Origin of the sequence: Candidatus Thermokryptus mobilis (assembly GCF_900070205.1) — a bacterium.
Taxonomy (GTDB): domain Bacteria; phylum Bacteroidota; class Ignavibacteria; order Kryptoniales; family Kryptoniaceae; genus Kryptonium; species Kryptonium mobile.
Genome location: NZ_FAOO01000007.1, coordinates 80,264 through 93,100, shown reverse-complemented (window position 1 = coordinate 93,100; position 12,837 = coordinate 80,264). Strand labels below are relative to the sequence as shown.

13 protein-coding genes are annotated in these 12,837 nt (G+C 37.9%); 9 read left to right on the top strand and 4 right to left on the bottom strand.

Annotation, left to right across the window (positions count from 1 at the left end; translation table 11 throughout):
* Positions 1-45 precede the first annotated feature (45 nt).
* A complete protein-coding gene (gene hflX, locus FKZ43_RS05985; protein ID WP_235894705.1) occupies positions 46-1,323 on the top strand; it encodes a GTPase HflX in 1,278 nt (425 codons plus the stop codon).
* Here the strand turns inward: hflX and FKZ43_RS05980 are convergent.
* From FKZ43_RS05980 to FKZ43_RS05970, 3 genes are read right to left on the bottom strand one after another with little or no spacing between them, the layout of a single operon-like run.
* The gene (locus FKZ43_RS05980; RefSeq protein ID WP_140944963.1) at positions 1,320-3,005 is read right to left on the bottom strand and encodes a hydrogenase maturation protein; all 1,686 of its coding nucleotides are present in this window, start codon (positions 3,003-3,005) and stop codon (positions 1,320-1,322) included. The two genes, hflX and FKZ43_RS05980, sit on opposite strands and share 4 nt — an antisense overlap.
* Positions 3,002-4,129, bottom strand: a complete 1,128-nt coding sequence (hypD, locus tag FKZ43_RS05975; protein WP_140944962.1) for a hydrogenase formation protein HypD — start codon at positions 4,127-4,129, stop codon at positions 3,002-3,004. The genes FKZ43_RS05980 and hypD overlap by 4 nt, the downstream gene beginning before the upstream one ends.
* A 22-nt stretch (positions 4,130-4,151) precedes the next feature.
* Positions 4,152-5,177: a bis-aminopropyl spermidine synthase family protein gene (locus FKZ43_RS05970; protein WP_140944961.1), complete on the bottom strand. Its 1,026-nt coding sequence runs from the start codon at positions 5,175-5,177 to the stop codon at positions 4,152-4,154.
* A gap of 261 nt (positions 5,178-5,438) precedes the next feature.
* Here FKZ43_RS05970 and FKZ43_RS05965 point away from each other — a divergent pair, with 261 nt between their 5' ends.
* The 4 genes from FKZ43_RS05965 (at position 5,439) to FKZ43_RS05950 (ending at position 8,630) form a co-directional block, all read left to right on the top strand.
* On the top strand, positions 5,439-5,756 hold the full coding sequence (locus FKZ43_RS05965) for a hypothetical protein (protein ID WP_140944960.1): 318 nt from the start codon (positions 5,439-5,441) through the stop codon (positions 5,754-5,756).
* 20 nt (positions 5,757-5,776) lie between these two features.
* On the top strand, positions 5,777-6,037 hold the full coding sequence (locus FKZ43_RS05960) for a 4Fe-4S dicluster domain-containing protein (RefSeq protein WP_140944959.1): 261 nt from the start codon (positions 5,777-5,779) through the stop codon (positions 6,035-6,037).
* Positions 6,038-6,116: 79 nt separating this feature from the next.
* Entirely contained in the window at positions 6,117-7,193 is a 1,077-nt protein-coding gene (locus FKZ43_RS05955) for a 3-methyl-2-oxobutanoate dehydrogenase subunit VorB (protein ID WP_140944958.1), read from the top strand.
* A 9-nt stretch (positions 7,194-7,202) separates the two neighbouring features.
* Entirely contained in the window at positions 7,203-8,630 is a 1,428-nt protein-coding gene (locus FKZ43_RS05950) for a 2-oxoacid:acceptor oxidoreductase family protein (RefSeq protein WP_140944957.1), read from the top strand.
* Positions 8,631-8,648: 18 nt separating this feature from the next.
* Here FKZ43_RS05950 and FKZ43_RS05945 read toward each other — a convergent pair whose 3' ends face one another.
* Complete coding sequence (locus FKZ43_RS05945) at positions 8,649-9,692, bottom strand: glycosyltransferase family 9 protein (protein ID WP_181180284.1); 1,044 nt, start codon at positions 9,690-9,692, stop codon at positions 8,649-8,651.
* A gap of 89 nt (positions 9,693-9,781) precedes the next feature.
* Here FKZ43_RS05945 and FKZ43_RS05940 point away from each other — a divergent pair, with 89 nt between their 5' ends.
* From FKZ43_RS05940 to ald, 4 genes are all read left to right on the top strand, one after another.
* Positions 9,782-10,186, top strand: a complete 405-nt coding sequence (locus FKZ43_RS05940; protein ID WP_235894704.1) for a bis(5'-nucleosyl)-tetraphosphatase — start codon at positions 9,782-9,784, stop codon at positions 10,184-10,186.
* The gene (locus tag FKZ43_RS11450) at positions 10,183-10,320 is read left to right on the top strand and encodes a hypothetical protein (RefSeq protein ID WP_181180283.1); all 138 of its coding nucleotides are present in this window, start codon (positions 10,183-10,185) and stop codon (positions 10,318-10,320) included. Before FKZ43_RS05940 ends, FKZ43_RS11450 begins: the two co-directional genes overlap by 4 nt.
* 84 nt (positions 10,321-10,404) lie before the next feature.
* A complete protein-coding gene (locus tag FKZ43_RS05935; RefSeq protein ID WP_140944954.1) occupies positions 10,405-11,724 on the top strand; it encodes a M16 family metallopeptidase in 1,320 nt (439 codons plus the stop codon).
* Entirely contained in the window at positions 11,696-12,817 is a 1,122-nt protein-coding gene (gene ald / locus FKZ43_RS05930) for an alanine dehydrogenase (protein WP_140944953.1), read from the top strand. The genes FKZ43_RS05935 and ald overlap by 29 nt, the downstream gene beginning before the upstream one ends.
* Positions 12,818-12,837: the final 20 nt, after the last annotated feature.

Below are 12,837 nucleotides of genomic sequence, written 5' to 3'. Positions count from 1 at the left end.
CAAAATTCCGCTTAAATTTATTAAAAAAAGATCAAGAACCAGAAGTTGGTTAATTATACCAAAGAACGAGAAAGAGCAATAATTGTCGGTGTTATATTTCCAAATCAAACAAGAACACAAGTTGAAGAATATCTTGACGAACTTGAATTGCTCGCAGATACCGCAGGCGCTGATGTGGTTTGCCGTGTTTATCAAGAAAGGGAAAGACCAGACCCTGCTTATTTTATCGGTAAAGGTAAGGCGGAGCAAATAGCAAAAATTGTTGAAGAAGAAAAAATTGACATAGTGATTTTTGATGATGAACTTTCAGGAGTTCAAGTGAGAAACCTTGAAGGGATAATAAACTGCAAGGTCATAGATAGGACAACTTTAATACTTGATATATTCGCATCGCATGCGAGAACAGCCCCAGCGAAAATTCAAGTCGAATTAGCACAGCTTGAATATCTTCTACCAAGGTTGACCGGTAGATGGAGACATCTATCAAAACAATACGGTGGCATTGGAACGAAAGGACCGGGCGAAACCAAACTTGAAACAGATAGACGACTCGTCAAAAGGAAAATAGCGGTTTTAAAAAGGAAGTTAAGCGAACTTGACAACCAAAGAAAGGAACAAAGAAAAGGAAGAAAAGATATATTTAGAATTGCTCTTGTCGGATATACGAACGCAGGCAAATCAACCCTTTTAAATGCCTTATCTGATGCAGATGTATATGTTGAGGATAAACTCTTTGCGACGCTTGATGCTACAACAAGGATAGTAAAACTTTCTCCAACGCGAAAAGTTCTTCTTACAGATACAGTTGGTTTCATAAGAAAACTTCCACATCATCTTATCGCTTCCTTCAAATCAACTCTTGATGAAATCGTTGAAGCAGATATATTGATCCATGTAGTAGATATTTCTTCCCCAAATTTTAAAGAGCAAATACGAGTGGTTGAAGAAACATTGACAGAGTTGAAAACATCTGATAAACCTACAATCATTGCTTTTAACAAAATTGACAAACTTGAAAACAGAGATATGATTTATAGATTATCAAATGAGTACAAAAATGCTGTTTTCATTTCCGCCTCGCGTGGGGTCAATATACAAGCGCTTAAGGATAAAATATCTCAAATGATAGATGAGCGTTATGTCGAAGTTGAACTTAAATTCAATCTTAGCTCAAAACAAACCTCTAACTCAAATGCCATATCCCTTATTTATAAATTTGGGGAAGTTCTTGATGTTAAATATGAAGACGACGGACACCTAATCTTAAAAGTAAAAATTGAAAAACGCTTTCTCCCCAAAATTTCCCCGTTGATCCCAGTTTAAAGCTTAAAATCAAGCCTTCTATGTATCGCAAGATATGGAGGGGTTCTGAAAGGAGGAATTCTTCTCACAAAATAGTAACGGGCTATATGATAGCTGGTATCAAAGCCATAGAAATTTATCCTCATCATCTCCAACTCTTCATTTCTATACTGCGTTAACGGTTTTATTGCTTCATCTCTCAATCTTTCTTCTCTTTTCTTTCTTAGGAAAGATTCAAATTCAGATGTTTTTACAATTTTAGTTAATTTTTCCACAAGCAGAATTCTAAACTCTTTCGGAGTTTTACCGAAAACACCATCTATTAACCCTAATTCAAGAGCCCTCCTTGAACTTATAGGCATTCTATTCCCCATTATTTCTCTTCCCTTTTCCCAACCTAATCTTTTGGGCAATGTGTAAGTCCAAAATTCAGAACCGTAAAGATTTCCTATGTTCTTATAGTGGGGATTAAGGATTACTCCTTCCCTTGCAAAAATAAGATCACAAGTTAAAGCCAGGTAAACCCCACCGGCACCCGCATTCCCCTGCAAACCGGCAACAGTTAGTTTGTCTAAGGTTCGTAAAATTTCTTCGCATACATCGTCAATGGCATTTATATTTCTCCAAGATTCATCCGCAGGACTTTCCGCATTTTCTATGGTGTTTAAATTCATACCGTTTGAGAAGAAATCTTCCTGTCCAAGAAGGACAATAGCTTTAATTGGTCTTTTTTTAGCAAACTTTATAATCTCTAGGAGTCGCTCGCATTGCTCAGTTGACATAGCTCCATTATAAAAATTAAAAAATATAAACCCAATTTCATTTTTTTCCTCATAAATGAGTTCCCTGTAAGTTCTAAAATCAACTATTTCCCAAGGTTTTATAGGTTCCTCCTTCACATGATTTAACATATTTCCAATAACTCTTAATGCTGGCAGTTTGATAGAGTTTTTCTCTTTCTTTCTCAAGTGAGTTACCCAAATCGCAGCATCTTTTGTCCCTATGCAAATTGCTTCATCCCTAACGGCTAAAATATCTCCAGGTTTCCCTTTAAAATAATCTTCAGGATAAGCGTTAAAAAGATAAAACTCCATATCTAAAATTTTTGCCAAAGCACCCGGTTGACTATCTGCGGAATAAATTTTTCTTAAAATATCATTAGTTGAATCCAATTCCCAGTTTATCCGTCTTGTTTCTTCAGACATCAAAGGATTCCAAATTTTATCTTTCGGGGTGAATTTTCTTATACCATCTGGAAAGGTTTCTAAAACTTCCAAGACACATTCCACAGCTGCTTCGGTTGTCTCGTTTCTATATATGCTGGATTTTTTAGAGAATCTTAAAGGGAAAGTTCTATAAGCCCAGATATCCCCAGCATCATATTCTTCTACTGCTTCAAGTAGAGTTACACCCCAAAGGGTTTCACCTCTAAATATAGCCCAATCCAAAGCTGAAGGACCCCTATCCCCAGGAGGTCCTGGATGTATGATAAGGGTCGGGAAACGGTTAAAGACATCAGATGGAACTTTTCTCTTCAAAAAAGGAACGATTACTAAATCAGGTTTATAAATTTCCGCAGCTTCTATCATTAGATCTGGATGAACATCTAATTCAATTGAAACCTCATGTCCCCTCTCTGTAAGCTCACAATAAAGCCGCTGTGACAAGGAATTAAACCTGTGGCAGTAGAAAAGAATTCTCATACTTTTTCCATTACTTTATAATTATAGTATGCTGCACATGTGCCCTCGGAAGAAACCATACATGAGCCAATAGGATTTAACGGATTACAAATCCTCCCAAAAAGTTTACAATCTGTAGGCAAAGCCACACCTCTTATAACTTTTGCACATATGCAGGCGGGATGTTCTCTGGATTTTGGTAAATTAATAGGAAATCTCTTCTCAGCATCAAAATCAGAATACTCTTTCCTTATTTTTAATGAACTATAAGGAACTACACCAAGACCGCGCCATTCAAATTCCTTCCTTAACTCAAAAACCTTAGATACCAACAATTGAGCTTTTAAATTTCCTTCCTTTGATACAAATCTACTGTATTGAATTTCAACCTCAGCTCTCTTTTCTACTATTTGTTTAACTATCATAAAAACCGATTGCATTATATCTAATGGCTCAAATCCAGAAATAACAACAGGTTTTAGGAATTCCTCTGCAAAATATTCATAAGGTTTAGTGCCTATTATCGTGCTTACATGACCGGGACCAATAAAGGCATCTATCTTTACTTTACCGATTTCCCTCATCTCTGGGGCATTGAGAATGTGTTGTATTGCAGCAGGAGTTATAACATGATTGCTTACCACAGAAAGATTTTTAGCTCCCTTCTCATTTGCTTGCAAAATTAAGAGCGCTGTCTGTGGTGTTGTCGTCTCAAAACCTATTGCAAAGAAAACTACTTGTTTGTCGGGATTTCTCTCAGCTATTTTTATAGCGTCAAGACAAGAGTATAACATTTTAATATTATATCCCTCTGCTTTCAAAACAAGTAAACTTTCCTTGTTTGAACCCGGAACCCTCATCACATCCCCATAGGTACAAAGAATCAAATCTTTTTGCTTGGCTAACTCTATGGCTAAATCCACCCTACTCATAGGAAGCACACATACTGGACATCCAGGGCCGTGAACGAATTTCACATAATCACTTAGAAGTTCATCTATACCGTATCTCATTATGACATGGGTATGTCCTCCACAAAATTCCATAATATACAAAGTTCTTCCAAGCTTTTCTATTTCCCTTTTTATAATGCCCTCTAAGACCTTAATTTTCCCAACATCCCTAAAAAGCTTGTTTATATCCATTGCTTTCCCGCTTCAGATCTTTTTAATCCCATGTTTCATATTCAACTGTGCACCATGCTTCATCATCAACATAAAGTTCATGTGCCGACTTTAACCTCGGTAATTTCCTTAATCTAATTTTGTCATAAGCTTCAACCCTGAAAAATGATGATCTGAACCAATTAACATTTGGCAGTCCGATTTTCAACTTTTTATTTATCAAATAATACTGGTAATTTTCGTTCCACTGATTTTCATCTTCTGGATAATATGAAAAATCACGCAATATATCGGTTATTACCATCCCCGTTGAAAGTATAAACTTTTGTATGCGATACCATTTTTCAAGGTTTGCTTCAATATGTGTTAAGCCGAAATACCCTGCTGAATTTTTCTTCTTCAATGCTTGAAGACATCTATAAATGAAGAGTATAAATCCATGCAATGTCTCAACCGGGTCGGTTAAAAATGTATCATATTTATTCATCTCGTTTCTTGGGAAAGAATCAAGGACATCGTGAGTTATAGTTGAGATGTTAAGGTTATATTTCTTGCTCACATCGTTGATGAAATCGGTCAATCGCTTATCAATTTCAAGGACTGTTATTTTCTTTGCCACACCAAGCAATCCAATTGCAATGCTCACAAGGTCATCATCACCGAGGATAAAGATTGACTTCCCTTCAACATCCCCTCTTTCATACATAAAAATTGCTCTCCTTATAGCATCTTCAGCGCTAATGAAGCCTTGGTCAAATTCAATTGAGGGTAAAGGTCTATTTTTTACAATTTCTTTGTATGTCTCAAAAATTTTTAAATACTCACCTTTTATTTGAATTCCGCCACGACAATTTTCACATCTCGGATCAGGAAACACTTTTAGCGCTGCTTGACCATTAAGGTAAAAAAACTCGCCATCCCTTTTTACTGTGTTTTCTTTCATTAATTTGTTTAATGTTTGGTATAATTCCTTAAGAGTCCCATCTTGGCGATTGACAATCTCCCAAAAAGTTTTTGGTCCGGTAGAAAGGACACGCAACACCTGTCTTTCTATTCTTTTATCAGCCATATTTCCCTTTCTTAAAACTTTTTTAGTAAATTTACAACAAGTGATATTAATTTTCAAGGGGGATAGGATATGGTTTAATCAAATTCCTCAATGTAAAAATTTTTCACAATCGGATAATTCGTGTGGCGTTTTTGCATCTAATCACTTTGAAAACTACGCCTTTTCAAGTCCTATTTCAAAATTTATCGCTGGCACGGAGTTTGCAATTTAATCTGATCGGAATTAAATTAAAATGAAATTCAAATAAACGAGATGCTAATAATGAAAAGAATTAACTTTTCGGAGAGGTTTCAGAGGGTCAGAAGTTACTTTAAGCGGACATCAAAGGAGGAAATTATACTACTTATAAACCAGGCGATTCGTGAGCTTTCAGAGATAGAGAGGCGAACGGATGAGATATGGAATCACATAAATTCTTTGAATGTCAAAGGGAAAAAGAAGATTTACATTGAACTTGCTGGTGAGGAGCTTGATAAAATATCCGAGAGCGTTGAGAGAATAAAGGAACTTTTAAACAAAGCCAAGGGAAATGTAAAGTTATCTCACAAGAAGGAATACGAGATTGAACTTTGGATTTAAAAATCAACCAGGAGGGATTGATGCCGATTACACTTGAAAAAGCATTTATTAAAATTGAAAAAGAACAGTGTAAGGGTTGCACGCTTTGCATTGAGGTTTGCCCAGTGAAAGTTTTGAAAATTTCAGATAAGTTCAATTCAAGGGGTTATCATTACTCTGAATATGTTGGGGATGGTTGCACTGGTTGCGGGGTTTGTTTTTACGCTTGCCCTGAACCAGGGGCGATAACAGTTTATAAACGTGGCGCTGTCGTTGATGAAAAAATCTTCTCATTAAATTAAAGGCGAGGTGAAATATACCTCGCCTTTTTTGTTTTGACTGCTAAAAGCAGTTGAAGGAAAACAAAAAGGAAATTTGAAGATGGCAAAACAACTGATGAAAGGGAATGAGGCGGTTGTAAGAGGGGCAATACTTGCTGGATGCAGGGCATTTTTCGGTTATCCAATTACGCCCGCAAGCGAAATAGCTGAAGCTGCTGCTCTTTTAATGCCAGAGGTTGGTGGCGTCTTTATCCAAGCTGAAAGTGAAGTTGCTGCAATCAATATGCTCTTTGGTGCAGCAAGCGGTGGAATAAGAGCCATGACAGCATCATCAAGCCCAGGCATTAGCCTCATGCAGGAAGGGATATCATATGCAGCTGGGGCTGAACTGCCAATGGTTATAGTTGATATTATGAGAGGCGGACCAGGACTTGGAAACATAGCTCCAGAGCAAGGGGATTACTATCAAGTTGTCAAGGGTGGTGGACATGGAAATTACAAAGTTATTGTCCTTGCACCAAATTCTGTTCAAGAAATGTGTGATTTAACTTATCTTGCCTTTGATTTGGCTGAAAAATACAGAAATCCAGTTTATGTTCTTGCTGATGGATTCATCGGGCAAATGATAGAACCGGTTGAATTTCCTGAGCCGAAAATACCGAAAATTGACAAGTCATGGTGTGTTGATGGCACGGCTGAAACTCGGAATAATTTAATTACATCAATTTACCTTGCCCCTGAAGACCTTGAAAAGCACAATCTGAAATTGAAAGAAAAATACGAGAGAATTAAAAGGGAAGAGGTAAGATATGAAGATTATAAAACTGAGGATGCCGAATTGATTTTGGTTGGTTATGGTATAGTGTCAAGAATTTTAAAAAGTGTTGTTGATATAATGAGAAGCGAAGGATATAAAGTAGGTCTATTAAGACCGATAACTTTGTTCCCATTCCCCGAGAAAAAAATTCGCGAGTTAGCCCAGACAGCGCAGATTTTCTTAGTTGTTGAGTTGAGCACCGGGCAAATGGTTGATGATGTTAAGCTTGCCCTTGATGGGATGAGACCAGTTAAATTTTACGGAAGGTGTGGTGGGATGGTCCCATCCGCTGAGGAAATAATTGAGCAGGTTAAAACTATATTTGTTGAAATTGAAAAAGAAATTGAACATCAAAAGTGAGGTGAGAAAATGGCGGTGACAATTTTAAAAAAGCCATCAACTTTTTATAACATATTTGAAAGAAAGCCCGACGCAGATAAAATAAATACACACTACTGCCCGGGATGCGGTCACGGAAAGCTTCACAAACTTATCGCTGAAGCGATTGAGGACTTCGGCGTTCAAGATCGTGTCATTTTCATTAATCCTGTTGGATGTTCTGTATTTCTTTACTATTATTTTGATGCCGGGCATATTCAAGTTGCGCATGGAAGAGCCCCTGCGGTTGCAACTGGTATAAAAAGAGTTCATCCACATAGTATTGTTATAAGTTATCAAGGTGATGGAGATCTTGCAGCTATAGGTGGGAATGAAATTTTACACGCAGCAAATCGTGGTGAGCATATAACTGTGTTTTTTGTTAACAATGCAATTTACGGGATGACGGGCGGACAAATGGCGCCAACGACATTGCCGGGCATGAAAACGACAACAACCCCAAGAGGCAGAGACATTCGTAACGAGGGATATCCACTTCGCATGGCTGAGCTCATAGCAACGCTTGATGCACCGGTGTATGTTGAAAGAGTTGCTTTGACCGATGCTAAAAACATGGCAAAGGCGAGAAAAGCCGTTAGGAAAGCAATTCAAATTCAGATGGAGGGTAAAGGTTTTGCTTTCGTTGAGGCGCTTTCAGCTTGTCCGACGGGTTGGGGAATGAATCCACCCGATGCGGAAAAATGGATAAATGAAGTTATGACTAAATATTTCCCGCTTGGTGTTTTCAAAGATATCTCGGACAAGGTTGAGCCAGTGAAATTTGAAAGGAAAATTTTAAACGCCGAGGAAATAAAAAAAGCCATTGGTATTGATAGTGCAATAGTTCAACCCAAAAAATACAAAAGAAATGTAATCACAGAAAAGTATAAAAACCCGAAGATAAAAATCGCTGGATTTGGAGGTCAAGGTATTTTACTTCTTGGCTTAATGTTAGCGCAAGCTGGAATGCTTGAGGAATATCATGTGTCCTGGTTGCCCTCGTATGGACCAGAAATGAGAGGTGGAACTGCGAATTGTCATGTCAACATATCTGAAACAGAAATCGCTTCCCCGCTTGTTTCAATTCCAACTGTCTTAATTGCGATGAACAGACCATCACTTGAAAAGTTTGAGCCGACGGTTAAAACCGGTGGTATCATCTTTTACGATGATTCATTAATTGACATTAAACCATCAAGGGAAGATGTTGAAATTATCCCTGTCCCAGCTACGAAAATTGCCGATGATATCGGTTCAACCAAAGTAGCGAATATGGTCATGCTTGGAGCTTACATTGGATACACTGGTATATTGACCAAGGAAAGCGTATTTGATGCGCTTGACATCGTCGTCAAAAGGAGGGAATTAAATGAAATGAACAGGAAAGCCATTGAGGCGGGCATTGAATTTGTCTTATAAAAACAAGGGGCTGAATCCTCAGCCCCTTCTCATTATTTTTAATGCTTCGTTCAAAACCATATCAACAGTTAAAAGTTTCATACATTTCATGTAATTCTCCCCTTCCCTATTGCAAAAGTTAAGATGGCAGGGATGACATTCAACATCAACTCTTAATGCTTTGTGCCCCATGCTTTCAGGATAAGGAAACCAAATATCTTCTTCACCTGGACCGAAAATACCTATCGTTTTTGTACCCACAGCCACTGCAATGTGCATCGGACCACAATCGTTTGAGATATAAAGGTCAAGATGAGATAATACAGAAGCAAGTTCTCTCAGGTTGAGGGAGTCAAGAAGGTAAATTCTTTTTCTCAATGTAAGGTTATAAACTTCCAAAGCAAGGTTTGTTTCTTTCTCTGAGTGGGTTATCACAACTGAGGCGTCCGTTTTTGAGGTTATTTTATCAGCAAGGCTTGCGAAGTTTTCTTTAAACCACATTTTCGCTGGCCAAGTTGCCCCGGGGTGAATCCCAACAATTTTTTTGCTCAGATCAACACCCTTGCTTTTTAGATAATTTAAAGCCCAATCCTTTTCTCTTTGTGTTAAAAAAATCTCCGTCTTGAGCTCCTGGTTCAAATTTCTCGCATCAATTCCGAGGGGTTTTAGATAATCAAGGTGAAATTGAATGGCATTTTTCCTTTCATTTGTTCTCGGAATTGGATGCGTATATAAAAATTTTCTCCAGCCGAACGCCCCACCTATCCTTGTCCCAGCACCGCTTAGAAAGCTTAAAATTGCACTTCTCGGGTTTCCAAAAAGGTCTATAACAAGGTCAAATTTTTTCGCCCGTAATTTTGAAATAAATTTTACCTGCTCAAAAAATCCCCAGTTAAAATCAAGAGGTATTAACTCATCAAGGAAAGGATTGTTCTCAAGTAGTGTTATCGCGTCTTTATCGGCAAGATATGCTATATAAGCGTGCGGGAATTTCTCACGAACAGCTCTTATGACTGGCGTTGTCAAAACGACATCACCAATAAAGCGAAGTCGCGTTATAAGAATCCTTGAGTGATTTTTCAACTTTGGAATTTTATTGTTTTTTTGACAAATTTAAAAAGAAAAACAATTTTGAAAAAGTCACCTTGACAAGAGAACACTCAGCTGGAGCGGTGATTTACAGAGTTGAGAATGGCCAGTTGAAATTTTTGATCTTAAAGTATGGTCTCGGGCATTGGGATTTCCCAAAAGGAAATGTTGAAAAAGGAGAAAGTGAAATTGAAACTGTAAAAAGGGAGATTGAAGAAGAAACGGGGATAAAAGACATTGAAATTATCGGTGGTTTCAAAGAAAGTGTGGGTTATTACTACCGAATGCACGGGAAATTAATTTATAAAACGGTGAATTATTATCTTGCAAAGACACAACAAAAAGATGTTCGTCTGTCTTATGAACACGAGGACTATGCCTGGGTCACGCTTGATGAGGCGTTAAAGTATTTGAAACATAAAAACAGCATAAATGTCCTTACCAAAGCGTATACTTTCTTAAAAACAAATTTAGGTGATTTTAAATGAGAAATGTGATAAATTTCCTTCTTTTTGTTATTTTGCCGATCGCACTTATAGTCGCTTTGTTAGTTTTAATCTCAAAAATTTCATCCCCGGAAAGGGAAGAAGAACTTTTTGACGAAAGTGGTTTGTTCATTTAAATCTCCTTGACTATTTGAAGATGACTTGATATATTTTGTAAAACTAAAGCTGTGTTTTGAAAAGAAAAAAGAAGAAAGGAACCGTTGATAGCAAGCAAAGGTGATGAAAAATTAGATATCGTTTCACTATACAACCGAACCGTTCTTGAAAATGGAATAAGAATTGTTTCAGAGTCAGTTCCGCATGTGCGAAGTGTTTCGCTTGGTGTTTGGGTTGATGTTGGCTCAAGAGATGAGAATGAAACTGACAATGGAATTACGCACTTCATAGAACACATGGTTTTTAAGGGGACAAGGAAAAGGAGCGCCCAAGAAATTGCTGAATTTGTTGAGGACATAGGTGGTTATTTGAATGCCTTCACGACGAAGGAACATACCTGTTTTTATGTCCGAATTTTGGGGGAATGGCTTGAAAAAGGAGTTGAAGTTTTAGCGGATTTGGTTCAAAATCCAACATTTGAAGAAAATGAAATAGAAAAAGAGAAACTCGTTGTTTACGAGGAAATAAATGACACAGAAGATGACCTTGAAGAATATATCGGTGACCTTCTTGAATATCAACTTTTATATCCGCATCCTTTAGGTTTTCCTATCATTGGAACGAGGGAAACGGTTGGAAGTTTTACGAGAGAAAAGCTATTTGATCATTTAAACAAGTTTTACACCGCTGAGAATATCGTCATTTCAGCTGCTGGAAATTTAAGGCATGATGATTTAGTTGAACTTGTGCTCAGGTATTTCAGAGACACAAGGTCAAAGAATGGAGTTTACAAAACAAGAGAGGCGCCGAAGATTTCAAATCCTAAAAAGTATGTTATAGAAAAGCCATCAAGTCAATCGCACATTTGTATGGGGGTTTTGACATACGGTGCGAAAGATGAACGAAGGGATCAGGTACTTTTACTTAACACATTGCTCGGAGATGGAATGAGTTCAAGGTTATTTCAAAATGTCCGCGAAAAATATGGGCTTGTTTATTCAATTTATTCATTTTACTCAATGTTCAACGATTCGGGAATTTTTGGAGTTTATTTCGCCTCGGATGAGAAAAATGTTGATAGAACGCTTGATATAATTTTTAGGGAGTTTAGATCAATTGTTGAAAATGGGATTTCAACTGAGGAGCTAAAAAGGGCAAAGGCACAGGTTAAAAGTTCAATTTTGATGGGTCTTGAAAGCATGTCAAACAGGATGCAACGCCTTGCACAAATAGAGCTCGTCTATAATGGGAAGTATTCCGAAGTTGAGGAAGTAATAGAAAGGATTGAAAAGGTTGAGCCAGAAGATGTTCAACGCTTGGCTCAAGAAATTTTGAAAGAGGAGAAATTTACAACAGTAATAATCAATCCAAGTAAAAACAATTTGGAGAAACACCATGATAATAGGAGTCCCAAAAGAAATTAAAAGGATGGAAAACAGGGTAGCACTTTTACCAGCGGGTGTTTCAATTCTGAGAGCTCATGGGCACACAGTGCTTGTTGAGAAAGGAGCTGGACTTGGGAGTGGCTTTAGCGATGAACTTTACCGTGATGCTGGCGCGGAAATCGTTGATGACCCAAGGGAAATTTACGCAAAGGCGGATATGATAGTTAAAGTCAAAGAGCCGATTGGATATGAGTACGAGCTTTTGAGAAGGGATCAGATAGTTTTCACATATTTTCACTTTGCAGCAAGTCGTGAATTGACTGAAGCGGTTATTAAATCTGGATGCATTGCGATTGCTTATGAAACGGTTCAAAAAGATGATGGAAGCTTGCCTTTGCTTGAGCCGATGAGTGAAATTGCGGGAAGAATGGCACCGCAAGAGGGGGCAAAATATCTTGAAAAATCAATGGGTGGGCGTGGCATCTTACTTGGTGGTGTTCCAGGCGTTGAACCCGCAGATGTTGCAATCATAGGAGGTGGTGTCGTTGGAACAAACGCAGCAAAAATTGCAGCTGGACTTGGTGCAAGGGTTACGATACTTGATGTGAACTTGCAAAGATTGAGATATCTTGACGATATAATGCCGAAAAATGTAGTAACTATGGCTTCAAATGAATATAACATTTTGAAAGCGGTTAAGCGTGCTGATGTCTTAATTGGAGCGGTTTTAATCCCTGGGGCAAAAGCACCTAAACTTGTTACTAAGGAAATGGTTGCTCAGATGAAAGAGGGCGCAGTTATAATTGATGTCTCAGTTGACCAAGGCGGTTGCATTGAAACTATAAGAGCAACAACACACGACGACCCGGTTTACATTGAATACGGCGTTGTCCATTACGGTGTAGCAAATATGCCAGGAGCCGTCCCAAAGACATCAACAATCGCTCTTACAAATGCTACCTTGCCTTATATAATTGAACTTGCAGATAAAGGTTTTGAAATTGCGATAAAGGAGAACAAAGAATTGCGAAGAGGTGTTAACATCATAGAGGGCAAAGTTACCCACAAAGGTGTGGCTGATGCCTTCGGACTTGAATATACACCAATTGAAGATTTGATCAAATTTGATTAAGAATAAAGAGAAAACCTTGA